Consider the following 24,592-nt stretch of genomic DNA (forward strand, 5'->3'; position numbering starts at 1 on the left):
GTTTTTCTCTTCAACCGAACCGGCTGTTTGTGTGAAGTGATTCACATCCGCCGTGTCGATGGAGGCGCATTATAGGGAGTCGACTCAGGAAGACAAGCGGAAAAATGCATTTTTGTTTCAACCGCTCACCTTTTATCCACAACGCTTACTTTTGCTGCTTTTTGATCGCCATTGGCAGGTCTGCCAGACTATTTATGACCAAATCTGCCGCATTTTCTGCTTCCGGCGTGACGGGTTTGCCTGTGCGCACCAATACCTTCGTGCCAACATTCGCAGCTGTCGCCGCCTGCATATCTTCAATTTTGTCGCCAACCATATAAGAAGCGGCCATATCGATGTGCAAGAAGTCTCTGGCGGAGATAAACATGCCAGGATGCGGTTTACGGCAGTCGCAGACCTGACGATACTCTTCTACAGTACCCTGCGGGTGATGCGGGCAGTAGTAGATACCATCCAGCTCAACGTCGCGATCGGCCAGCGACCAGTCCATCCATTCGGTCAACGTTTCAAACTGCGCCTCAGTAAATTTACCACGCGCGATACCAGACTGGTTCGTCACGATAATAAGCGCGTAACCCATCTTTTTAAGTTCACGCATGGCATCAATAACGCCGTCGATAAACTCAAACTCGTCGATCTCATGTACATAACCGTGGTCCACATTAATGGTACCGTCACGGTCGAGAAAAATTGCGGGTACAGACTTTGCCACCTTTTATAGCTCCTGAATAAGGCATGTGACTCTAGTATCGCATGTTTCAGCGGGCAAGAAAGTGCTCATCGTGCAAAGCCCGATTGATTTAGACGTCTGGATGCCTTAACATCCATCTTGTTGACGGCTTCGACCGTACCTGACAGACGAAAATGCCACGGCTAACTTAATTACGATAATAAATAACCAATGATTAAACTTTCGAATATCACCAAAGTGTTCCAGCAGGGGACTCGCACCATTCAGGCGCTAAATAATGTCAGCCTGCATGTTCCTGCCGGGCAGATTTATGGCGTTATTGGCGCCTCCGGCGCCGGTAAAAGTACGCTCATCCGCTGCGTTAACCTACTCGAACGCCCTACCGAAGGCAGCGTTCAGGTTGGCGGTCAGGAGCTGACCACGCTTTCTGAGTCGGAGTTGACTAAAGCTCGCCGTCAAATCGGCATGATTTTTCAGCACTTTAACCTGCTCTCTTCCCGTACGGTGTTCGGTAACGTCGCACTACCGCTGGAACTGGATAACACGCCAAAAGAAGAGATCAAACGCCGCGTAACAGAGCTGTTGGAGTTGGTTGGTCTTGGCGACAAGCACGATAGCTACCCGGCCAACCTTTCCGGTGGACAAAAACAGCGTGTGGCGATCGCCCGTGCGCTGGCAAGTAATCCCAAAGTGTTGCTGTGTGATGAAGCCACCAGCGCACTCGATCCGGCAACGACCCGCTCGATTCTGGAATTATTGAAAGATATTAATCGTCGTCTGGGACTCACCATTCTGCTGATTACCCACGAAATGGACGTTGTAAAACGTATTTGTGACTGCGTGGCGGTCATCAGCAATGGTGAACTGATTGAGCAAGACACCGTTAGTGAAGTGTTCTCACATCCGAAAACGCCGCTGGCACAGAAATTTATCCAGTCCACGCTGCACCTGGATATTCCGGAAGATTATCTGGAACGTTTAAAAGCAGAGCCGGAAGCCGACAGCGTGCCGATGCTGCGTATGGAATTCACCGGCCATTCGGTCGATGCACCGCTACTTTCTGAGACGGCCCGTCGCTTTAATGTGAATAACAACATTATTAGCGCGCAGATGGATTACGCCGGCGGCGTGAAGTTCGGCATCATGCTGACTGAAATGCACGGCACACAGGAAGATACACAAGCAGCCATTAGCTGGTTGCAGGAACACCATGTAAAAGTAGAGGTACTGGGTTATGTCTGAGCCGATGATGTGGCTGCTGGTTCGCGGCGTATGGGAAACGCTGGCAATGACCTTTGTGTCCGGTTTTTTTGGCTTTGTGATTGGTCTGCCGGTCGGCGTGTTGCTGTACGTAACGCGTCCGGGGCAAATTATTGAGAACGCGAAGCTTTACCGTACGCTCTCTGCGCTGGTGAACATTTTCCGTTCCATCCCGTTCATCATCTTACTGGTGTGGATGATTCCGTTCACCCGCATGATCGTAGGCACCTCTATCGGACTGCAGGCAGCTATCGTTCCGCTGACCGTCGGTGCCGCGCCGTTTATCGCCCGTATGGTGGAAAACGCGCTGCTCGAAATCCCGACCGGGCTGATAGAAGCCTCTCGTGCGATGGGCGCCACGCCGCTGCAAATTGTACGTAAGGTATTACTGCCAGAAGCGCTGCCAGGACTGGTCAATGCGGCCACCATCACCCTTATCACGCTGGTTGGTTACTCCGCGATGGGCGGTGCCGTCGGTGCCGGTGGTCTTGGACAGATTGGCTATCAGTACGGCTATATTGGTTACAACGCTACCGTAATGAATACAGTACTGGTATTGCTCGTCGTTCTGGTTTATTTAATTCAGTTATCCGGCGATCGCATCGTCCGGGCTGTCACGCACAAATAACGTTGCACACAACACTAAAAACTCATTAAGAAAAGGAAATAAGCATGGCGTTCAAATTCAAAACCTTTGCGGCAGTTGGAGCCCTGATCGGTTCTCTGGCACTTGTGGGTTGCGGTCAGGATGAAAAAGATCCTAATCACATCAAAGTGGGCGTTATTGTTGGCGCAGAGCAGCAGGTTGCAGAAGTCGCGCAGAAAGTGGCAAAAGAAAAATACGGTCTGGACGTTGAGCTGGTCACGTTTAACGATTACGTTCTGCCTAACGAAGCGCTGAGCAAAGGCGATATCGATGCTAACGCCTTCCAGCACAAACCATACCTGGACCAGCAGATCAAAGATCGTGGTTACAAGCTGGTTGCTGTAGGCAATACTTTTGTTTACCCGATTGCGGGCTACTCCAAAAAAATCAAATCACTGGATGAGCTGCAGGACGGTTCCCAGGTCGCGATTCCAAACGACCCGACTAACCTTGGCCGTTCCTTGCTGCTGCTGCAAAAAGTGGGCTTAATCAAACTGAAAGACGGTGTTGGCCTGCTGCCAACCGCGCTGGACGTGATTGAAAACCCGAAAAACCTGAAGCTGGTTGAACTGGAAGCACCGCAGCTGCCGCGTTCCCTGGACGATGCACAAATCGCACTGGCGGTCATCAACACCACCTACGCCAGCCAGATCGGCCTGACTCCGGCAAAAGACGGTATCTTTGTTGAAGATAAAGATTCCCCGTACGTAAACCTGATTGTAACTCGTGAAGACAATAAAGATGCTGAGAACGTGAAGAAATTCGTTGAAGCATACCAGTCTGACGAAGTGTACGAAGCAGCAAACAAAGTCTTCAACGGCGGTGCTGTTAAGGGCTGGTAATTTTAGGCTGTTTACAGAATCTGTAATATCATCAGGACGGGCGCTTGCCCGTCTTGTCATTTATGCAAGCACCTGATTCAATATCTGACGTTTAGATCATTCATTGAGGAAATATTATGCGTGCTTTACCGATCTGTTTAGTAGCACTCTTGCTGAGCGGCTGTTCTATGTTAAGCAGATCCCCTGTTGAACCCGTTCAAAGCACCGCAACCCCGCCGAAAGCGGAGCCGGAAAAACCGAAAGCACCGCGCGCTACGCCGGTAAGAATCATTACTAACGCTGAAGATTTAGTAGGCAAACCGTTCCGCGATCTTGGCGAAGTTAGCGGTGAATCCTGCCAGGCTTCAAACCAGGATTCCCCTCCGAGCATTCCAACCGCACGCAAACGCATGCAGATTAACGCATCAAAAATGAAAGCTAATGCGGTATTGCTGCACAGTTGCGAAGTGACCAGCGGAACGCCGGGTTGCTATCGTCAGGCAGTTTGCATCGGTTCTGCACTGAACATTTCGGCGAAATGAGCCATTTTCAGTTCGAGCAAATAGGCGTTATCCGCTCACCTTATAAAGAAAAGTTCGCCGTTCCACGCCAGCCAGGTCTGGTGAAAAGCGCCAGCGGTGAACTGCATTTGCTCGCACCTTATAACCAGGCCGATGCCGTTCGCGGCCTGGAAGCCTTCAGTCATTTGTGGGTGATTTTTGTTTTTCACCAGACAATGGAAGGTGGATGGCGTCCGACCGTGCGCCCTCCCCGCCTTGGCGGCAACGCCAGAATGGGTGTCTTTGCCACGCGTTCAACGTTTCGTCCTAACCCTGTTGGCATGTCGTTGGTTGAGCTACGGGGCATCCGCTGCCATAAAGAGCACGTGATCCTCGAACTCGGTGGGCTGGATCTTGTTGATGGCACGCCAGTCGTAGATATAAAACCGTATCTGCCGTTTGCCGAATCGTTACCCGATGCTCGCGCCAGCTATGCTCAGGATGCCCCCCAGGCCAGCGTAGACGTGACGTTCAGTGAAGATCTCGCGGAGCAGCTACCGAAGCTCGAACAACGTTACCCACATCTTCGTCAGTTTATTGCCGAAGTGCTGGCGCAGGATCCGCGTCCTGCCTACCGTAAAAACGAGGAAGAAGGCAAAACCTACGCCGTCTGGCTGCTGGACTTTAACGTCCGCTGGCGCGTCACGCCGTCAGGATTTGAGGTCTTTGCTCTGGAAGCCCGCTAATTTGCGTCGCGTACTCTTTTGACATCCCTTTCTCGCTGGTAAACTAAACCACTTTTGTTTTGTGCCAGGCTCGTTTTGAGCCTGTTCGATCGTTCAACTGGAACCGTAACAACATGCGTACTAGCCAATATCTGCTCTCCACTCTGAAGGAGACACCTGCCGACGCCGAAGTCATCAGCCACCAGCTGATGCTGCGCGCCGGGATGATCCGCAAGCTGGCCTCCGGGTTATATACCTGGCTGCCGACCGGCGTGCGCGTCCTGAAAAAAGTCGAAAACATCGTGCGTGAAGAGATGAACAACGCCGGTGCGATCGAGGTGTTGATGCCGGTCGTTCAGCCTTCTGAACTGTGGGAAGAGAGCGGCCGTTGGGAACAATACGGCCCGGAACTGCTGCGAATTGCTGACCGTGGCGATCGTTCGTTCGTCCTCGGCCCAACGCATGAAGAAGTGATCACCGACCTGATCCGTAACGAGCTGAGCTCTTACAAACAGCTGCCGCTGAACTTCTATCAGATTCAGACCAAATTCCGTGACGAAGTCCGTCCACGCTTCGGCGTGATGCGCTCCCGCGAATTCCTGATGAAAGATGCATACTCTTTCCACACCTCTCAGGAATCCCTGCAGGAAACCTACGACGCGATGTACGCTGCGTATAGCAAAATCTTCAGCCGTATGGGGCTGGATTTCCGTGCAGTACAAGCGGATACCGGTTCTATCGGCGGCAGCGCCTCTCACGAATTCCAGGTGCTGGCGCAGAGCGGCGAAGACGATGTGATCTTCTCCGACTCCTCTGACTATGCGGCGAACATCGAATTTGCCGAAGCCGTTGCGCCGAAAGAGCCGCGCGCAGCAGCAACCCAGGAAATGACGCTGGTTGATACGCCGAACGCTAAAACCATCGCCGAACTGGTTGAGCAGTTCAACCTGCCTATCGAAAAAACCGTGAAAACCCTGCTGGTGAAAGCGGTTGAAGGCAGCAGCTACCCGCTGGTCGCCCTGCTGGTTCGTGGCGATCACGAGCTGAACGAAGTCAAAGCGGAAAAACTGCCGCAGGTTGCCAGCCCGCTGACCTTTGCCACCGAAGAAGAAATTCGTGCGCTGGTAAAAGCAGGTCCTGGCTCGCTCGGTCCGGTGAATATGCCAATTCCGGTGGTTATCGACCGTACCGTTGCAGTAATGAGCGATTTCGCTGCCGGTGCCAACATCGACGGTAAACACTATTTCGGTATCAACTGGGATCGCGACGTGGCCACCCCGGAAGTTGCTGACATCCGTAACGTAGTCGCCGGCGACCCTAGCCCGGACGGCAAAGGTACGCTGATGATCAAACGCGGTATCGAAGTCGGCCACATCTTCCAGTTGGGTACCAAGTACTCTGAAGCGATGAAAGCCGCCGTTCAGGGCGAAGATGGCCGTAACCAGACGCTGACTATGGGCTGCTACGGTATCGGGGTCACTCGCGTAGTCGCTGCTGCTATTGAACAGAACTTTGACGATCGTGGCATCGTATGGCCAGATGCCATTGCCCCGTTCCAGGTCGCCATTCTGCCGATGAACATGCACAAATCCTACCGTGTGCAGGAGTTGGCTGAAAAGCTGTACGCTGAGCTGCGCGCGCAGGGTATCGAAGTGCTGATGGACGATCGTAAAGAGCGTCCGGGCGTGATGTTTGCCGATATGGAACTGATCGGTATCCCACACACCATCGTGCTGGGCGACCGTAACCTCGACAACAACGATATCGAATACAAATACCGTCGTAACGGCGAGAAAGAGCTGATTAAAACCGGCGACATCGTCGACTTCCTGGTCAAAGCCATTAAAGGCTAATACCAACAAAAAGGCCCTGATTATCAGGGCCTTTTTTCTATCGATTAATTACACGCTTTACCAGGGATAAATTTCGCGTCTTTATCCGCCATCAACGTTTTCACTTTCTCACCCGTATCCGGGTTTGACTCCAGCGTGAAATGCGCCTCAAGCGTCAGCAGTACGGACTGCCCGTTTTCCGCACGAGCGGCTAAATAGTCGCGTTCAAGCTGAGCGTTATTCGCCACCGGCATCCGTTTACCCGTTGCGCAGTCGGTAAAGATTGCCGCGTCAGCCATATAGAAATACATGCCTCGCATCGGCATTGGCGTCACCGGTAAGCTGGCGGAAACCGGCTGGAGCGTGTAGTTAAACTGTGACTCAATCGGGTTACCTTCACGATCGAGCATTTCCAGCGCCTCGCCTTTAGCCCGGTAGTACGATTTTTCACCTTTACTGTCGGTCAGCACCAGTTTGTCGGCTGTACGCGCCCATGTGCCATAAGAGGCAAACGAAGACGGTTCATCCCGCACGCCCTGATAGCGTTCGTTCATCACCCATGTGCCGTCTTTTTCCAGAAACAGAGAGGTTTCAATCCCTTCGCAGTCCGCGCAAGGTAAGATGCCACGCCAGCTTTGCTGCATCGCTTTTAATTCTGCCGCCCGCGTCGGCTGTAGTACTTCAACTTCAGTACGGTTATTACAGCCGATCAAGGAAAAAAGCGTGCATGCAGCGACCACGGACAATATTGCTGTTTTCACTATCAATTCCTTATTAATTTTTATTCCCGCTCGTCAGTCTTGCGTTCGACGAACTCTCCCACGCAGTGCTTTCACTGTGGATTTTTGCGCCTTCGATGACAACCTGCGCTCTTTCGAGGCGCGCGTAGGGCGAGTTGCCTGTCGGCTTTTTTGCACCGCGGTTAATTCTTTTATCACCGCCACCAGTCGGGAGATTGCCGCTTCCCGATTGAGCTCCTGGCTACGGTATTCCTGCGCCTTAATGATAATAATGCCATCGCCGCTAATCAGATGATGGCTGGCGGCCAGCAGGCGTTCCTTGTAATACTCTGGCAGGCTCGAGGCCCGAATGTCAAAGCGCAAATGGATAGCCGTCGAGGTCTTGTTAACGTGCTGACCACCCGCGCCTTGTGCCCGAATCGCCGTGATTTCCAGCTCATTATCAGGGATAGAGACGTTTCGGGAGAGAACAATCATGAACGCGGCTGCCACGCGGTCAGATGAATTTCCAGATTGTTCTGAGAGTCGGACAGCCAAATAGCGCCGTCCTGAATAGTCGCCTGCAGCGCCATTGTACGACCAGCAAAATCACTCAGTTGCGCCAGCTGTTCATCATCCAGATACCACACGGTGAGATTTTTAAACTGCGCACATTTGTTCTGGTTTTGCTGCCACCAGATCTGAGCCGCACGACTGTTGTAGGCAAACAGAGCAACCTCACCAGACTGGGTACAGGCTTTCTTGATACGGCGCTCATCCGGCAGACCCAGCTCAATCCAAAGATCGATGCCCAGATGGTCGTTACGCAGCCATGCTTCAGGCTCGTCTTCCGCGCTCAGGCCACGCGTGAACTGCAGCCGTTCATCGGCATATTTAATCCAGGCCAGCAGGCGCAGCATCATGCGCTCCTGGGTTTCAGAGGGGTGACGCGCCAGCGTCAAGGCCGCGTCAAGAAACTGGTTGCGGTCAAGATCCGCTACGTTGACGACGGCTTTATAAATTGTCGCTTTAAGCGCCATGGGAGAACTCCTTTCGAATCAGGCGCACATTGTAGCGAAAACTGCGGCAAAAGGCTGCTAACTGCTCATCTATCAAGGCGCTGATATTGCTTGAATGAGTATGGTATAGTCACCTTGCTAAACAGAGTTTATCTTCGTAGGCTTAGACTTGCATCCACGGTTAAGTCAGAGTGCTGACAGGAGGGCATGTGGAAAAATATTGTGAGTTAATACGCAAGCGGTACGCGGAAATCGCCAGCGGAGACTTAGGGTATATCCCGGATGCGCTGGGTTGCGTATTGAAGGTGCTTAATGAAGTGGCGGCAGACAGCGCCCTTCCAGAGTCGGTCAGGGAAAAAGCGGCCTATGCTGCCGCGAACTTACTGGTGAGCGATTATGTCAATGAATGAAACGTATCAACCCATCAATTGCGATGATTACGACAATCTTGAACTCGCCTGCCAGCACCATTTGTTACTGACGCTGGCGTTAAAAGATGGCGAAGTTTTGCAGGCGAAAGCGAACGACCTGGTTTCACGCAAAAACGTGGAGTATCTGGTCGCAGATGTCGCAGGTGAAACCCGGGAGCTTCGCCTCGACAAAATTGCCAGCTTCAGCCACCCGCAGATCGGTACCGTGGTGGTCAGCGAATCCTGATTATTTTGGTGCCGGATGACGGTGCAAAGCACCTTATCCGGCCTACTTTCCACGCCAAACCAGACTCACGCCTTCTTCATCTTCCGCCGCTCCCTCACGCGTCACGAAAACACCCGCAGCCGCAATCAACGTTTCGCCGTAAAACAGCAGCGGTGTGGTATCTCGTCGCCAGGGCGGGATCCCCTGCTCCTGCCAGATTTTCTTTAATTTCCGTCCACCGTTACGCCCGACAATATGCAATAACCCTGGTGCTTTGAAACGAATGCTGACAGCTTCATCCGCTTGCGGCATGCGCAATTCACCCGCAGAGATTAACTGAACCGAACCCAATCCAGCAAGCAGCGCCAACGGTGTTTTCCACTCTAGCCATGGGATAACGGTTTCGCTTTGCCCATCGACTGACTTCACCCACCACAGCTGTGACTGATAACGGCGGACCTCGTACTCCCCGAGGCGAAAACAGGGTGAGGCATCTTCCCGCGCCAGCGCCACTTCCTGCCAGATACGTTCCAGTCCATCACGAGAAGGCATCGGCGCATTTAACCCCGCCAGCCAGCGACGAAGCAGCGCGGCACGACGCACGTCGCTCATCATCATTAACGGTACCAGTAGCAGTGTGCCGTGGGCTGTGATGCAATCGGCTAAATCGCTGGCCAGCAGTTCATCCAGTAAACTCTCCTGCTCAGCACACAGCGCGGCGCTGCGGGCTACGGCTTGCGCGAAGTGCGGCCAGCGCTGTTGCAGCAATGGGGTAACGCGCAATCTGAGGAAATTGCGATCGTAGGTATCATCCTGATTGCTTTCATCTTCAATCCAGCATAATTCATGCTGCCGCGCCCATGCTTCAAGCGCCTCTCGCGTTTGCGCCAGCAGCGGTCGAATCAGCTGGGTTCCGGCGAACGGTGAGTTTTCGCCCATGGCGGAAAGTCCGGCAGGGCCGCTGCCGCGCTTAAGCGCTAGCAAAAAGGTTTCACACTGGTCATCGAGATGCTGGGCAGTCATTAGCACCTCGCCCGGTAGTAAGGTCTGCGCAAATGCCTGATAGCGCGCGCGTCGTGCCTGAGCTTCGATGCCCAGACCATCATCCTCAAGGTGTACCCGCTCAACCACCAGCGGCACCTGCCACTGCATACATACTGACTTACAGTGCTGCACCCAACTGTCTGCATGTGGGCTTAATCCATGATGAATATGGATTGCGCGTAAAGCGACCTCAGGATGCTGCGCTCGCCACTGCACCAGCTGATGCAGGAGTACGGTTGAGTCCAGCCCGCCGCTAAAGGCGACCAAAATCGATTGAGAATTCAGCAGTGAAGTGTTCAGCGTGAGTGTCGTCATGATGGTTACTTACAATGGCATTGCCCGGCACGTTACCGGGCTAACGCCACAATGACAAGCCTTACATCTCGTACAGTTCGAGGGGCAATCCGTCCGGATCGTTGAAAAACGTAAAGCGTTTACCGGTAAATGGATCGATACGTATGGATTCACACTTCACGTGGTGTGCTTCCAGATGCGCGATCGACTTTTCCACATCCTCCACGCTGAACGCCAGATGACGCAAACCGCAGGCTTCCGGTCGGCTCGGACGGCAAGGTGGAAACGGGAAAGAAAAAAGCTCAATCACATACTGGCCGTTCAATGCCAGATCGCCTTTCCACGAATCTCTCTCTTCCCGATAGGCTTCGCTCATCAGTGTAAAGCCAAGCACATCGCAGTAAAATGCCTTACTTGCCGCGTAGTCCGTCGCAATAATGGCAATATGGTGAACCTGTTTTAATCCCAGCATAGCGTCATCGCCTCTTTCATTTTTCTGTCAGCACGTTACTCGTACGTCTTAGGGTCAGGCAAGTCGTTATGCCATTTTTAAGACTCTCACGCGATACACACCATCCTCGCCCAGTTTAGCGCCATGGATATCGGTTTCAAATCCCGGGTAGCGCTGCCCCACTGAACACAGCATCAGAAGAAAATCGAGGACAGCCCGGCTTTTGGCTGTGATCATTTCCCCGGGCATCAAGAGCGGCACGCCTGGAGGATAAGGCAGGATCATATTGGCGGACACGCGTCCTACCAGTTGATCAAGCGCCACGGTTTCCACCTCACCTTTGATCTGCCGCTGCCAGGCCTGATGCGGTGTCATTTTCATTTCCGGCAAAGTATCAAATGCCCGCAGCATCAGTCCGGAGAGATCGTGCTGGCGGATCAGCTTATGGATCCCCTGTGCCAGATCCTGAATACGCATATTGCGATAGAAATCGGGATCTTCAGCATACAGATCCGGCAGCATATTTTTCACGCGTAAATTCAGATCGTACGAGCGCTTAAATTCCGTCAGACCACGTAGTAGCCCCATCGCCCGGGTTTTATCAATGCCAATACTGAACAGGAATAACAGGTTATACGGTCCCGTTTTTTCGACGACGACGCCGCGTTCATCAAGGAATTTCGCCACCAGCGCCGCGGGGATCCCCTCTTCGCTCATATTTCCCTGTTCATCCATTCCCGGCGTCAGAATCGTGACCTTCACCGGGTCGAGGAACATGTGGTCGGCATCAGCATCAACAAATCCGTGCCAGTCTTCACCTGGCGCTACCGGCCAACATTCTGCTTCATCGACCTTTTCCGGCTGCCAGATATCAAAGAACCAGCCATCCGACTCTTCGCGCAGACGCTGCACTTCTTTACGGAAATGCAACGCCCGTTCCACCGAACGATTGATTAACCGCTTGCCGGAATTGCCACGCAGCATTGCCGCCGCCGTTTCTATCGACGCCACAATCGGATAGCTCGGAGACGTGGAGGTGTGCATCATAAAGGCTTCGTTGAACGTGTCTTCATCATAGTCACCCTTAATGTGGATCAGCGAAGCCTGTGACAACGCCGCCAGCATCTTGTGGGTGGACTGGGTTTCAAATATCACCTTTCCCGGTACCCGTTCGCCGCTCATCCCGCTTTTCCCCTGATAGATCGGATGAAAATGGGTATACGGCACCCAGGCTGAATCAAAATGGATGGAGGACACATCCAGGGTTTGCTTGATCCAGTTGGTGTTATAAAGCAGCCCGTCATAGGTGGAGTTGGTGATCACCGCGTGTACCGGCCATTGCGCCTGAGTCGTCTCTTCTACCTTGCGTTCAATACTTGCACGGGTAAATTCCCGACGGGGTATACCGCCGAGGATCCCCAACGCGTTACGCGTAGGCTTCAGCCAGATTGGCACCACATCGCTCATCATCAGCAAATGCGCCAGCGACTTATGGCAGTTGCGGTCAATCAGTAGCGTACTGCCTGCAGGCGCAGCATACATACCGACAATTTTGTTCGACGTCGAGGTGCCGTTGGTCACCATATAGCTCTGCTCAGCACCAAAGGTGCGAGCGATATACTCCTCCGCTTCGAGGTGTGGTCCGGTATGATCAAGCAATGAACCCAGTTCGGTTACGGAAATGGACACGTCGGCTTTCAGCGTATTGCCGCCAAAGAAATCATAGAACAGGCAGCCGACCGGGCTTTTCTGGTACGCCGTACCCGCCATGTGCCCGGGCGTACAGAAGGTATACTTTCCTTCCTTCACATAGGTAAACAGCGCCTTGGTGAACGGAGGCGTGATGTTATCGAGGTATTCGCTGGTGTACTGGCGAATGCGGGTGGCAATGTCTTCAGACTGACCCAGCGCATACTCAAAAAACCACAGCGCCATGCGCAGGTCGTGCGCACTGACATCCATCGTCGAATGGGTATTAATAAAGGCGTAGAGCGGGAGATACTCGTTGAGCTGGTTGATGTCACTGCACAGCTCCAGGCTATATTCATCCCAGTCAAAAATGACGCCGCAAATTCGCGGGTTGTGTTCGATAAACTTCAGCAGGTCAACGCTATTCTGCGGCCAGATAATCTGAAATCCCTGCTGTTGCAGCGCACGTTCAAGTTCCTTGATGGGCTCATCTTTATAAAAGACGCCATGCGGTCCCATGATGGCAATGATATTCATGCGTTCCTCCTGGAAAAACCTTAGTTAATCATAGCCTGGCCAAACCACAGGTAAAAAAAAGGGCCACAACGTTGTGGCCCTTTTCGGAATTAATGCAGTTTACGCGTAACCGTAGCTCATCAGACGCTGGTAACGACGGTTTTTCAGATCGTCTTTGCTTAACACGTCGAGATCGGCGAGATCGGCCAGCAGCTGTGCTTTCAGGGACGCAGCCATCACTTCCGGATTGCGGTGTGCGCCGCCTAACGGTTCCGGAATGATAGAGTCGATAAGCTTCAGCTCTTTCAGACGCGGGGCAACAATTCCCATCGCTTCTGCGGCCAGCGGTGCTTTGTCGGCGCTTTTCCACAGAATGGAAGCACAACCTTCCGGGGAGATAACGGAATAGGTGCTGTATTGCAGCATATTCACTTTATCGCCTACACCGATCGCCAGCGCGCCACCGGAACCACCTTCACCGATAACGGTGCAGATTACCGGTACGCTCAGACGCGACATTTCACGCAGGTTGCGTGCGATCGCTTCTGACTGACCACGCTCTTCCGCGCCCACGCCCGGGTAAGCCCCTGGGGTGTCGATGAAGGTAATGATCGGCATGTTGAAACGCTCGGCCATTTCCATCAGACGCAGCGCTTTGCGATAGCCTTCCGGCGCTGGCATGCCGAAATTACGGCGAATCTTTTCTTTGGTCTCACGGCCTTTCTGATGACCAATGATCATCACCGGACGGCCATCCAGACGCGCGATACCGCCGACAATAGCTTTATCATCCGCATAGGCACGATCGCCCGCCAGCTCATCAAATTCATCAAACGCCAGGCGGACATAATCCAGGGTGTACGGACGCTGTGGATGGCGCGCCAGTTGGGCTACCTGCCATGCGCCAAGATCGGCGAAGATTTTACGCGTCAGTTCTACGCTTTTTTCACGCAGGCGATGCACTTCTTCATCGATGTTAATATCCAGTTTCTCATCCTGACGGCTAACCGCAGTCAAAGAATCGATTTTTGCTTCCAGCTCTGCAATCGGCTGTTCAAAATCAAGGAAATTCAGACTCATAGTATTCCTGTATTAGTCAAACTCCAGTTCCACCTGCTCCGAACCAATAAGGCCACGGAGATCGTTTAGCAAACGATCGCTCGGAGAAACACGCCACGTCGCGCCAAAACGCAACCGCGCACGTGCATCCGCCCTCTGATAGTAGAGATGTACTGGAATTGTCCCCGAGCGGTGGGGTTCCAGAGACTGACGGAGTCGGTTTAAAAGCTGGTCATCAATTTGCCTGTCCGTCAGCGAGATAGCAAGCCCGCGAGCATATTTTTCCCGGGCTTCGTCAATATCCATGACTTCACGGGCCATCATTTTAAGCCCGCCGCTGAAGTCATCAAAGCTGACCTGTCCGCTGACGATAAGTATGCGGTCTTTTTCCAGCAATTGCTGGTATTTATCCAGAGCATCGGTAAACAACATAACTTCCAGACGTCCGGAACGGTCATCCAGTGTACAGATGCCGATACGATTGCCGCGCTTGGTGACCATTACCCGCGCAGCAATGACGAGCCCCGCAGCCGTGGTGACTTTACCACGTTCTGTCGGATGCATGTCTTTCAGCCTGTAGCCTCCGACATAGCGCTCAATTTCTTTTAAATACTGGTTGATGGGGTGTCCCGTCAGGTAAAGCCCCAACGTTTCACGCTCACCATCTAATACCACCTGCTCCGGCCACGGTTGGCAACTGGCATAGGATTGTTCAATTTGCTCCGGTTCTTCCGCCAGCACGCCAAACATATCGGCCTGACCGATGGCTTCGGCTTTTGCATGCTGATCGGCGGCTTTTAGCGCATCGTTGAGCGAATTCATCAACGCCGCGCGATGCGGACCAAGGCGATCAAACGCCCCAGACATAATTAGCTTTTCCAGCACCCGGCGGTTAAGTTTTTTGATATCCGTGCGCGCACAGAGATCAAACAGCTCACGGAAGTAACCGCCTTCGTTACGCGCCTCAATAATAGCTTCAATTGGTCCTTCACCCACGCCTTTTATCGCGCCGATGCCATAAACAATCTCGCCATCATCATTCACGTGAAAATGGTAAAGCCCGGAGTTGATGTCCGGCGGCAGGATTTTGAGCCCCATACGCCAGCATTCATCTACCAGCCCGACCACTTTCTCAGTGTTATCCATATCGGCGGTCATTACCGCCGCCATAAACTCAGCAGGATAATGCGCCTTCAGCCACAGCGTCTGGTAAGAGACCAGCGCATAGGCTGCGGAGTGCGATTTGTTAAATCCGTAACCGGCGAATTTCTCCACCAGGTCAAAGATTTTCATCGCCAGTTCGCCGTCTACGCCGCGCTTTTTCGCCCCTTCTTCAAAGGTGCCGCGCTGCTTAGCCATCTCTTCCGGCTTTTTCTTACCCATCGCACGACGCAGCATATCCGCGCCGCCAAGGGTGTACCCGGACAACTCCTGGGCAATCTGCATAACCTGTTCCTGATACAGGATAATGCCGTAGGTCGGCTCCAGTACCGGTTTCAGACACTCATGCTGCCATTGTACGTCCGGGTAGGAAATCTCTTCGCGACCATGCTTACGGTCGATAAAGTTATCTACCATCCCCGACTGTAGCGGACCTGGGCGGAACAGAGCCACCAGTGCGATCATGTCTTCGAAGCAGTCAGGCTGCAGACGTTTGATCAGGTCTTTCATACCGCGGGATTCAAGCTGGAAGACCGCCGTGGTCTCCGAGCGTTGCAGCATATCGAAGCTTTTCTTGTCATCCAGCGGGATAGCCGCAATATCCAGCGGTGGCTCACCGTTCTTTTCACGGCGCGCGTTGATCATTTCCAGCGCCCAGTTGATGATGGTGAGCGTACGCAGGCCGAGGAAGTCGAACTTCACAAGACCGGCATATTCCACGTCGTTCTTATCAAACTGAGTAACCGGGTGCAGCCCCTGCTCATCGCAGTACAGCGGCGCAAAATCAGTAATTTTTGTCGGTGCGATAACCACACCACCGGCGTGCTTACCGGCGTTACGCGTGACGCCTTCCAGCTTACGCGCCATATCGATCAGCGCTTTAACCTCTTCATCTGCCTCATAGATTTCCGGCAGTTGGGGTTCGGCTTCAAAGGCTTTTGCCAGCGTCATGCCCGGGTCGGGCGGCACCAGTTTCGAAATACGGTCAACGAAACCGTACGGATGCCCCAGCACGCGGCCCACGTCGCGGATAACCGCTTTTGCAGCCATCGTACCAAAGGTAATAATCTGCGAAACCGCATCACGACCGTACATTTCCGCCACGTGCTCGATAACCTGGTCGCGTTTCTCCATGCAGAAGTCAACGTCGAAGTCGGGCATTGAGACACGTTCCGGGTTAAGGAAACGTTCGAACAGCAGGTCAAATTCCAGCGGATCGAGATCGGTAATTTTCAGCGCATAGGCGACAAGTGAGCCAGCGCCGGAACCACGTCCCGGGCCTACCGGTACGCCGTTATCTTTCGACCACTGGATAAATTCCATAACGATCAGGAAGTAGCCAGGGAATCCCATCTGGTTGATAACTTTAAGTTCAACTTCCAGACGTTCATCGTAAGGCGGGCGCTTCTGCGCACGAACTTCAGGGTCAGGGAACAAAAATTCGAGACGTTCTTCCAGCCCTTCGCGTGATTTCGCTACGAGGAAATCTTCGGTGGTCATATCGCCAGTCGGGAATTGCGGCAGGAAATATTCCCCCAGACGCACCGTCACGTTGCAGCGTTTGGCTATCTCGACGGTGTTTTGCAGTGCTTCCGGAATATCGGAGAACAGCTCGCACATCTCATCTTCGCTGCGCATGTATTGCTGCGGCGAATAGTTACGCGGGCGTTTCGGGTCATCAAGGGTGAACCCGTCGTGGATCGCTACGCGGATTTCATGCGCATCGAAATCTCCGGTTTCCAGGAAGCGGACATCGTTAGTCGCCACCACCGGTAGACCACGCGTTTCGGCTAGCGCTACAGCTGCGTGCAGATAGTTTTCTTCATCTTGCCTGCCGGTGCGAATCAGTTCGAGGAAATAGCAATTGGGAAAATGTTCTTCGTAAAACGCCACGCACTCGTCAACCAGTGCGCTATTGCCGCGCAGCAGGCTGCGTCCGACATCGCCCATGCGACCGCCGGAGAGCAAAATCAAACCTTCTTTTAGCTCAACCAACCAGTCCCGGTCGATAACCGGTCCTTCTGCGCCATAGCCGCGCTGATAGGCTTTCGAAATCAACAACGTCAGGTTCTGATAGCCGGTATTATTTGCGGCCAGCACGGTGAGCTGCGTGAGTTCATCGCCCAACAGCTCACTGCGGACATGAAAATCTGCGCCAACTATCGGCTTGATACCCGCGCCGTGGCCCGCTCCGTAAAACTTCACCAGACCACACAGGTTGGTAAAATCGGTGATCGCCAGCGCAGGCATGCCTAACGCGGCCGCCTTTTTCACCAGCGGCCCGGTTTTCGCCAGCCCATCGATCATGGAGTAGTCGCTGTGCACCCGTAGGTGGACGAAACGTGGTTCAGACATCTTCAGATTCCTTCGACACAAGAATCAGGACGAGAGTCCCAGTGCGCGTTTGACGGGGCCAAAGCTGCGGCGATGGTGCTCAGTCGCACCATGCAGTGCCAATTTTTCCAGATGAAATGCGGTTGGATAGCCTTTGTGCTGTGCAAAACCATACTGTGGAAAAACCGTATCCAGCGCCGCCATTTCAGCGTCACGGGTCACTTTTGCCAGAATCGATGCGGCGCTAATCTCCGCCACGCGGCTATCACCTTTGACCACCGCCATCGACGGTACCGGTAATGCCGGGCAACGATTGCCGTCAATCAGCACGTATTCAGGCGCAATATGCAGACCCGCAACCGCACGCTGCATGGCAAGCATGGTGGCATGCAAAATGTTCAGCTCGTCGATTTCATGCGGTTCCGCCCGACCCAGGCTCCAGCTTAACGCTTTTTCTTTAATTTCATCAAACAGCGCCAGGCGACGTTTTTCTGACAGTTTTTTTGAGTCGTTAAGACCGATAATAGGGCGAGCCGGATCCAGAATGACGGCAGCAGTGACGACTGCGCCAACCAAAGGGCCGCGCCCGACTTCATCCACACCCGCCACTAAATGCGTATGCGGATACACAAATTCAATCATTGCGCTAACTCCAGGACCGCATCCGCCGCCTGCTCATCAGCATTGCAACGGATCTGCTGGTGCAGTTCACGGAATGTGTCGTGCATCGCATGGCTGGTTTTACCATTTGCCAGCAACGGCAACAGCGCTTGCGACAACGCCTGCGGTTCACACTCTTCCTGCAACAGCTCTTTAACCAGTTCTCTTCCCGCCAGCAGGTTAGGTAGCGAAACGTAATCCGTTTTCACCAGGCGCTTCGCCAGCCAAAAGGTGAAGGGTTTCATACGGTAGCCAACCACCATCGGGCATTTTGCCAGCATACATTCCAGCGCGGCGGTACCTGAAGCCAGCAGTGCGGCATCGCTGGCCACCATTGCTTCACGTCCCATACCATTGAGCAGATGTACAGAAAGCTCCGGTGCAACTTCCGCTTTAATGCGTTCAAACTGCTCGCGACGTTTGGCATTCACCAACGGCACCACCACTTCGAGATCCGGATAATGCTGGCGTAATAGCTGCGCCGTTTTCAGAAAATCGGCGCTGAGCATCTCCACTTCTGCACCGCGGCTTCCTGGCAGTAGCGCCAGGCAGTGAGCGTCATGAGGAATGCCCAGAACATCACGTGCCGCATTTTTATCCGGGTCCAACGGCATGGCATCCGCCATGGTATGACCGATAAAGCGGCACGGGACGTTAAATTTGTCATAAAACGCTTTTTCGAAAGGCAGAAAGGCCAGCACCATGTTGGTGGATCTGCCTATTTTGAAAACGCGTTTCTGTCGCCACGCCCAGACGGACGGACTGACATAATGAATGGTTTTAATGCCCTGTTTTTTCAAGTTCCCTTCGAGGGTAATATTGAAATCAGGCGCATCAATGCCGACGAAAACATCCGGCTTTAAGTCGGTGAATCGGCGAGTGAGGTCGGCACGAATATGCAGTAAACGGCGCAGGCGTCCGAGCACTTCAACAATGCCCATGACCGCCAGCTCTTCCATTTCGTACCAGGCTTCACAACCTTCGGCCTGCATCAGCGGACCCGCCACGCCAACAAAGCGCGCATTGGGAACGCGAGCCTTGAGTGCACGGATTAACCCTGCACCAAGAATATCGCCGGAGGTTTCTCCGGCGACGAGGGCAATCGTTAAAGGACGCTGTTCAGTCATTAACGAATCAGGCCACGCGTTGAGCGTTCAAAGAAGTCGCTGAAAGCCTGAACTTCGGGGTACTGTTTCGCCAGTTCCGCGATTTCTGGTTTCACTTCTTCCAGCGTTTTACCGCTACGGTACAACGCTTTGTAGGCGTTACGAATCGCGGTAATCGCTTCGCGGGTGAATCCACGACGCTTCAGACCTTCGATATTGACGCCAAACGGCGTCGCGTGGTTGCCCTGGGCGATAACGTACGGAGGCACGTCCTGGGCTACACCAGAACAGCCGCCAACCATCACATGTGCACCGATGATGCAGAACTGATGCACCGCAGTCATGCCGCCGATGATAACAAAATCATCAAGCGAAACATGTCCGGCAAGCGTGGCATTATTCGCCAGAATACAGCGGTTTCCTACCGTACAATCATGCGCGACGTGCGCATTAATCATCAGTAAGTTATCGCTGCCCACCTTCGTCACTCCACCGCCCTGCACTGTGCCACGATGAATGGTGACGCTTTCGCGGATGCGGTTGCGATCGCCAATTTCCACACGGGTCGGTTCACCAGCATATTTAAGATCCTGGTTAACTTCACCGATGGAGGCAAACTGATAGATCTCGTTATCGCGACCAATTTTTGTATGGCCATTCACGACAACGTGAGACTTCAGTACGGTACCCTCACCAATTTCAACATGGGGTCCAACAATACAAAATGGGCCAATGTGAGCATTGGCACCAATGCTGGCGCCCTCTTCTACAATGGCGGTCGGGTGAATAAAGGCGGATTTATCAATCACGTATCAGGCCTCCCGGCTACGGGCACACATCATCGTTGCTTCGCACACAACTTTACCATCGACCAGCGCAACCCCTTTAAAACGGGTCAGGCCACGGCGCGTTTTCTCGAAAGTCACTTCCATGATCATCTGATCGCCAGGCACGACAGGACGCTTAAAGCGTGCTTCATCAATACCCGCGAAATAATACAGTTCGCCTGGTTCCAGTTTTCCTACGCTTTTAAACGCGAGGATACCGGTAGCCTGTGCCATCGCTTCCAGAATCAATACGCCAGGGAAAATAGGTTTACCCGGGAAGTGGCCCTGAAAGAAAGGCTCGTTAACGGATACATTTTTCACTGCGCGCAGAAAACGACCTTCTTCAAAATCCAGCACGCGGTCAACCAGCAGAAACGGAAAACGGTGCGGCAGAAGTTCTAAAATCTCTTCAATATGCAGAGTATGAGTGTTAGTAGTCAAAATACTCTTCCTGTCAAAATATACTAAAAGGCAATAATAACACGGCCTGTCGCAATCGTATGAATGGGACAGGCCGAAAAGTCAGACATGCAAAAACGGTGCTTTAGTCTTGTTGATTAACCTTGCGCTCAATCGCTTTGAGGCGCTTGCTCATATCATCAATATTCATCACCAGTGCAGCTGTTTTACGCCATACCTTGTTAGGTTGTAGCGGAATGCCTGAGGAGTAGACGCCAGGTTCAGTGATAGGACGCATCACCATACCCATGCCAGTTACCGTAACTTTGTCGCATATTTCCATATGCCCATTGATCACGCTGGCACCGCCAATCATGCAATAACGGCCAATCTTCAGGCTACCCGCCATAATGACGCCACCGGCTACCGCCGTATTGTCGCCAATCACAACGTTATGCGCAATCTGGCACTGGTTATCAATGATAACACCATTACCGATCACAGTATCGTCCAGAGCACCACGGTCAATGGTGGTACAAGCGCCGATCTCGACGCGATCGCCGATAATCACGCGACCAAGCTGGGGGATCTTCACCCAGTTACCACGATCGTTCGCGTAACCAAATCCATCAGATCCAACGACGGTGCTGGACTGGATCAGGCAATTTTCACCGATCTGGATGTCGTGGTAAATCGTCACATTCGCCCACAAGCGTGAACCTGCACCGATTTTGGTATTTTTTCCGACGAAGCAACCTGCACCGATAACCACGTTATCGCCCAGTTCTACGCCAGACTCAATGACCGCATTTGCGCCCACAGAGACATTATTACCCAGCTTCGCCGTTGCATCGATCACTGCACTGGGTGCAATGTTCTGTGCAGGCTGAGGCGTGGTATCTAAAATTTGCGCCATACGTGCATAAGTCAGGTAGGGATTCTTCACTACCAGCGCCGCACTCTTAGCAAAAGGAAGATCGTCCTGCGTCATCACAACGGCAGACGCCTGGCATACGCCTAAATGTTCACGGTATTTAGGATTCACCATGAACGTGATATTGCCAGTTTGCGCAGATTGCATGGACGCTACGCCGGTGATGACGATATCGCCATCACCGTGTAATTCTGCATCCAACTGCTCTGCTAAATCAGCCAGTCGAATTGAAGGCATTACTTATTTAACCTGTTTCAGTACGTCAGCGGTGATGTCTTTTACATCGCTGCTGTTGTATGCAACGGTGTTTGCGTCAACGACCAGATCGATGCTCTGGCTGTTAGCAACAGATTTCACAGCTGTCTGGATACGAGTAACCAGTTTGCCACGTTCTTCGTTGGAACGACGTGCACGATCCTGCTCGAAAGCCTGAGCTTTCTGAGAGAAAGTCTGGCGCTGAGCCATGACGTCTTTTTCCAGCTTGGTACGATCGCTACCTGCTTTCATTGATTGCAGACGCTGCATTTTAGATTGCAGATCGGATTCCATACGCTGCAGTTCGCTGGCTCGGCCTTTGAACTCGTTTTCCAGCGTAGCAGAAACACCCGTCTTCTGTGCAACCTGTTGGAACAGGCTACCCATATTGACGATTGCAATTTTGTCAGCAGCCTGTGCGGACGTTGCCATCGCTAAACCGAGACCTGCAGCTAATAACCACTTTTTCACAATTAACTCCTTACCATCCCATTTGCACCCGAAGGTGCAGTTCTTTGCGTGGCCAGGCGATCCCATGCAAGATCGCCTAAAGTCATCGCTACACTACCACTACATTCCTTTGCGAAGAACAGTTACCAGGTTTTACCAATGTTAAACTGGAACTGTTCCGCTTTGTCTCCATCGTACTTCTTGAACGGCTGGGCGTAGGAGAAAACCAACGGCCCCAATGGGGACATCCATTGTAACGCGATACCTGCAGACATACGGATATTGCTCGGATCACCGTAATCTGGAACCCCAATAGCACGAGTTTGATCGCTATCCTGCCAGTTAGTATCCCAAACGGTACCCATATCCCAGAAGAAGGAGGTACGGACCGAGTTAGCATACTTATCGCTGATAAACGGCGTCGGGGTAATAAATTCCAGGCTGGCTACGGCCATGGCGTTACCACCGACCGCATCGTCTGATTTACAGTACGAACCGTCTTTATTGGTACACTCTTCGTAGCTGTCAGTATCGCCGGCGTAAGCCCCAGGTTTATAGACCGCTTTCGGACCGATGGTATTAGACTGGAAACCACGCACGGTGCTGGAGCCACCCGCATAGAAGTTCTCGTAGAACGGCAACTCTTTGCTGCCTATACCGTCTCCATAACCTACCTTGGTACGACCCAGGACGACCCATTTATGATCGTCATCGATCGGCACATAGGTCGCGGTATCCAACGTCGCTTTATAGTATTCGTTGTCAGAACCCGGAATGGTGACTTTGCCGTTCAGGTTGACGCGCGTACCTTCCGTTGGGAAGTAGCCGCGGTCAAGCTTGTTATATGTCCAACCATAGTTAAAGGTGAAGTCATCCGCAGCAAAGCTGTTGGTATTGGTCTCACCCATTGACTCAAGATAACGATCCATCGCAACCTGCGGCTGCATATTGGACAGTTTGTTATGTACATAACCCAGGCCCGCACGCAACGTGTTGTATTCGTTGACCGGGAAGCCCAGCGTCACGTCTGTACCATAACTTTTGTTGGTATAGTCGGACAGGTCTGCATCATCCGCTTCAAAGTCGTTATAGAAGACGCGGCCACCAAGGCTCACACCATCAACGGTGAAGTACGGGTTAGTGACAGACAACTCAGTATAGGTCTGGTAGTCGTTTTTGGTGCCGTTAATCCCGACAGAATAACCGGTACCTAACCAGTTATCTTGCTGAACGCCAGCCTGGAAGCTCACGCCGCTCTCGGTACCGTAACCGACGCCGAAGTTAAAGCTACCGGTGTTACGCTCTTTGACCTTGTAGACCACATCAACCTGATCCGGGCTGCCCGGAACACGCTGAGTATCGGTATCAACGGTTTCAAAGTAACCCAGACGGTTCAGACGCTCTTTACCCTGGTCGACCAGATCGCTGCCCAACCATGCGCCTTCCATCTGACGCATTTCGCGACGCAGAACGGAGTCTTTAGAAGTGTCGTTACCTTCAAAACGGATCTTACGCACATAGAAACGGTTACCCGCATCCACGTTTACACGTAATTTAACGGTTTTGTCGGCGTCGTTGATTTCAGGCTGCGACTGAACGCGCGGATAGGCATAGCCATAGCGACCCAGAAGCTTCTTGATGTCATCTTCCATTTTGGTCACTTTGGTGCCGTTATAGAGTTCACCTGGCTCGATCTTCGTCAGGGTCTCAATTTCGGCGGAGTGCCCGGCCAGGTTACCGCTCACCTGAACCCCAGAAAGCTTGTACTGCTCGCCTTCAGTGATGTTAACGGTGATGTAGATGCCTTTTTTATCCGGCGTCAGGCTGACCTGAGTGGAATCAATATTGAAGCGAGCATAACCGCGATCCAGATAGTAGCTACGCAGGGTTTCAAGGTCGCCCGCCAGCTTCTGTTTCTGGTATTTACGATCGCCCACCACGTTCCACCACGGCACTTCGTCACGCAACTGGAAGTGAGAGATAAGTTCGTCAGTCGAGAAGGCATGGTTGCCGACGATATTGATCTGTTGGATCTTCGCCGAAACACCTTCCTGGAAGACCAGCTTGAGGTCAACGCGGTTACGCGGCAACGGCGTCACCACCGCTTTCACACTGGCGCTGTACTTACCGACGCTATAGTAGAAATCTTCCAGGCCCTTTTCGATATCGGCAAGCGTTGTGCGATCCAGAGACTCGCCAACACGCACGCCAGACGCCTCGAGGTTTTGCTTCAGCATGTCATCTTTCACCGATTTGTTACCGGAGAAAGTGATGCTGGCAATCGTCGGACGTTCTTTTACCTGAACCAGAAGGGTATCACCATCGCGCAGGACGCGGACATCCTCAAAGTTTCCGGTGGCGAACAGAGCACGAATGGTATTACTGATGTCTTCATCATTAACCGTGTCGCCTGTGCGCACCGGCATACTGAGGAGAGCCGCACCAACGGCGACTCGCTGTAGGCCTTCGAAATGAATGTCCTTCACTACGAACCCTTCAGCACCGTATACGGTGGCGCTGCTAAACAGCAGCGACGCTATGAGCAACTTTTTCATCGCCATCGT

Annotated in this window: 24 protein-coding genes; 8 read left to right on the forward strand and 16 right to left on the reverse strand. The window is 52.7% G+C overall.

Translation table 11 applies throughout. From position 1 onward, the window contains the following. Positions 1–145 precede the first annotated feature (145 nt). Complete coding sequence (gmhB, locus tag OGX90_RS14560; protein WP_008786280.1) at positions 146–712, reverse strand: D-glycero-beta-D-manno-heptose 1,7-bisphosphate 7-phosphatase; 567 nt, start codon at positions 710–712, stop codon at positions 146–148. 189 nt (positions 713–901) lie between these two features. On the opposite strand from gmhB, the gene metN reads away from it, so the two are divergent. The 6 genes from metN to proS all read left to right on the forward strand — a co-directional run bounded on the left by metN (position 902) and on the right by proS (position 6,496). Next, complete coding sequence (metN, locus tag OGX90_RS14565; protein WP_048227055.1) at positions 902–1,933, forward strand: methionine ABC transporter ATP-binding protein MetN; 1,032 nt, start codon at positions 902–904, stop codon at positions 1,931–1,933. Next, positions 1,926–2,579 carry a methionine ABC transporter permease MetI gene (locus OGX90_RS14570; protein WP_003018471.1) on the forward strand — a complete coding sequence of 218 codons (654 nt, stop codon included), beginning with the start codon at positions 1,926–1,928 and terminating at the stop codon, positions 2,577–2,579. Before metN ends, OGX90_RS14570 begins: the two co-directional genes overlap by 8 nt. 44 nt (positions 2,580–2,623) lie before the next feature. Beyond that, positions 2,624–3,439: a methionine ABC transporter substrate-binding lipoprotein MetQ gene (gene metQ, locus OGX90_RS14575; protein WP_003829145.1), complete on the forward strand. Its 816-nt coding sequence runs from the start codon at positions 2,624–2,626 to the stop codon at positions 3,437–3,439. Between the two features lie 116 nt (positions 3,440–3,555). Continuing rightward, the gene (gene rcsF / locus OGX90_RS14580; protein ID WP_003018477.1) at positions 3,556–3,960 is read left to right on the forward strand and encodes an envelope stress sensor lipoprotein RcsF; all 405 of its coding nucleotides are present in this window, start codon (positions 3,556–3,558) and stop codon (positions 3,958–3,960) included. Continuing rightward, entirely contained in the window at positions 3,957–4,664 is a 708-nt protein-coding gene (gene tsaA / locus OGX90_RS14585) for a tRNA (N6-threonylcarbamoyladenosine(37)-N6)-methyltransferase TrmO (protein WP_003829147.1), read from the forward strand. Before rcsF ends, tsaA begins: the two co-directional genes overlap by 4 nt. Positions 4,665–4,777: 113 nt before the next feature. Beyond that, positions 4,778–6,496, forward strand: a complete 1,719-nt coding sequence (gene proS, locus OGX90_RS14590; RefSeq protein WP_286624145.1) for a proline--tRNA ligase — start codon at positions 4,778–4,780, stop codon at positions 6,494–6,496. A 44-nt stretch (positions 6,497–6,540) separates the two neighbouring features. Here proS and nlpE read toward each other — a convergent pair whose 3' ends face one another. Genes nlpE through OGX90_RS14605 form a run of 3 tightly spaced genes read right to left on the reverse strand, consistent with a single transcriptional unit; the run spans position 6,541 to position 8,234 of the window. Beyond that, positions 6,541–7,239 carry an envelope stress response activation lipoprotein NlpE gene (gene nlpE / locus OGX90_RS14595; RefSeq protein WP_286624289.1) on the reverse strand — a complete coding sequence of 233 codons (699 nt, stop codon included), beginning with the start codon at positions 7,237–7,239 and terminating at the stop codon, positions 6,541–6,543. 30 nt (positions 7,240–7,269) lie between these two features. Then, complete coding sequence (gene arfB / locus OGX90_RS14600; protein ID WP_032942412.1) at positions 7,270–7,692, reverse strand: alternative ribosome rescue aminoacyl-tRNA hydrolase ArfB; 423 nt, start codon at positions 7,690–7,692, stop codon at positions 7,270–7,272. Continuing rightward, entirely contained in the window at positions 7,689–8,234 is a 546-nt protein-coding gene (locus tag OGX90_RS14605) for a YaeQ family protein (protein WP_003018497.1), read from the reverse strand. Before OGX90_RS14605 ends, arfB begins: the two co-directional genes overlap by 4 nt. Before the next feature lie 188 nt (positions 8,235–8,422). Here OGX90_RS14605 and OGX90_RS14610 point away from each other — a divergent pair, with 188 nt between their 5' ends. Next, positions 8,423–8,623, forward strand: coding sequence for a YaeP family protein (locus OGX90_RS14610; protein WP_003018499.1), 201 nt, complete (start codon positions 8,423–8,425; stop codon positions 8,621–8,623). Then, positions 8,610–8,870 carry a Rho-binding antiterminator gene (gene rof / locus OGX90_RS14615; RefSeq protein WP_003018503.1) on the forward strand — a complete coding sequence of 87 codons (261 nt, stop codon included), beginning with the start codon at positions 8,610–8,612 and terminating at the stop codon, positions 8,868–8,870. The genes OGX90_RS14610 and rof overlap by 14 nt, the downstream gene beginning before the upstream one ends. 42 nt (positions 8,871–8,912) lie before the next feature. Here the strand turns inward: rof and tilS are convergent, their stop codons facing one another. The 12 genes from tilS to bamA form a co-directional block, all read right to left on the reverse strand. After that, the gene (tilS, locus tag OGX90_RS14620) at positions 8,913–10,208 is read right to left on the reverse strand and encodes a tRNA lysidine(34) synthetase TilS (protein WP_286624147.1); all 1,296 of its coding nucleotides are present in this window, start codon (positions 10,206–10,208) and stop codon (positions 8,913–8,915) included. A gap of 61 nt (positions 10,209–10,269) precedes the next feature. Further along, the gene (locus tag OGX90_RS14625) at positions 10,270–10,659 is read right to left on the reverse strand and encodes a VOC family protein (protein WP_008786273.1); all 390 of its coding nucleotides are present in this window, start codon (positions 10,657–10,659) and stop codon (positions 10,270–10,272) included. A gap of 66 nt (positions 10,660–10,725) precedes the next feature. Beyond that, positions 10,726–12,864: a lysine decarboxylase LdcC gene (ldcC, locus tag OGX90_RS14630; protein ID WP_048236098.1), complete on the reverse strand. Its 2,139-nt coding sequence runs from the start codon at positions 12,862–12,864 to the stop codon at positions 10,726–10,728. 99 nt (positions 12,865–12,963) lie between these two features. Continuing rightward, positions 12,964–13,923 (reverse strand): acetyl-CoA carboxylase carboxyl transferase subunit alpha, encoded by a 960-nt coding sequence (gene accA / locus OGX90_RS14635; RefSeq protein WP_003829164.1) that lies wholly within the window; start codon positions 13,921–13,923, stop codon positions 12,964–12,966. Between the two features lie 12 nt (positions 13,924–13,935). Next, entirely contained in the window at positions 13,936–17,418 is a 3,483-nt protein-coding gene (gene dnaE, locus OGX90_RS14640) for a DNA polymerase III subunit alpha (protein WP_008786271.1), read from the reverse strand. A gap of 24 nt (positions 17,419–17,442) precedes the next feature. Next, positions 17,443–18,039 (reverse strand): ribonuclease HII, encoded by a 597-nt coding sequence (rnhB, locus tag OGX90_RS14645; protein WP_003018518.1) that lies wholly within the window; start codon positions 18,037–18,039, stop codon positions 17,443–17,445. Continuing rightward, positions 18,036–19,184 carry a lipid-A-disaccharide synthase gene (lpxB, locus tag OGX90_RS14650; protein ID WP_003829168.1) on the reverse strand — a complete coding sequence of 383 codons (1,149 nt, stop codon included), beginning with the start codon at positions 19,182–19,184 and terminating at the stop codon, positions 18,036–18,038. The genes rnhB and lpxB overlap by 4 nt, the downstream gene beginning before the upstream one ends. Beyond that, on the reverse strand, positions 19,184–19,972 hold the full coding sequence (gene lpxA / locus OGX90_RS14655) for an acyl-ACP--UDP-N-acetylglucosamine O-acyltransferase (RefSeq protein ID WP_003018525.1): 789 nt from the start codon (positions 19,970–19,972) through the stop codon (positions 19,184–19,186). The genes lpxB and lpxA overlap by 1 nt, the downstream gene beginning before the upstream one ends. Before the next feature lie 3 nt (positions 19,973–19,975). Next, positions 19,976–20,431: a 3-hydroxyacyl-ACP dehydratase FabZ gene (fabZ, locus tag OGX90_RS14660; protein WP_003018528.1), complete on the reverse strand. Its 456-nt coding sequence runs from the start codon at positions 20,429–20,431 to the stop codon at positions 19,976–19,978. 103 nt (positions 20,432–20,534) lie between these two features. Next, on the reverse strand, positions 20,535–21,560 hold the full coding sequence (lpxD, locus tag OGX90_RS14665) for a UDP-3-O-(3-hydroxymyristoyl)glucosamine N-acyltransferase (RefSeq protein WP_003018531.1): 1,026 nt from the start codon (positions 21,558–21,560) through the stop codon (positions 20,535–20,537). A 3-nt stretch (positions 21,561–21,563) separates the two neighbouring features. Then, entirely contained in the window at positions 21,564–22,049 is a 486-nt protein-coding gene (gene skp, locus OGX90_RS14670) for a molecular chaperone Skp (protein ID WP_016151765.1), read from the reverse strand. A 122-nt stretch (positions 22,050–22,171) separates the two neighbouring features. Continuing rightward, positions 22,172–24,589, reverse strand: a complete 2,418-nt coding sequence (bamA, locus tag OGX90_RS14675; protein WP_111466090.1) for an outer membrane protein assembly factor BamA — start codon at positions 24,587–24,589, stop codon at positions 22,172–22,174. Between the last annotated feature and the right edge of the window lie 3 nt (positions 24,590–24,592).

Source organism: Citrobacter sp. Cpo012 (assembly GCF_030333015.1).
GTDB classification, from domain to species: Bacteria; Pseudomonadota; Gammaproteobacteria; order Enterobacterales; family Enterobacteriaceae; genus Citrobacter; species Citrobacter portucalensis.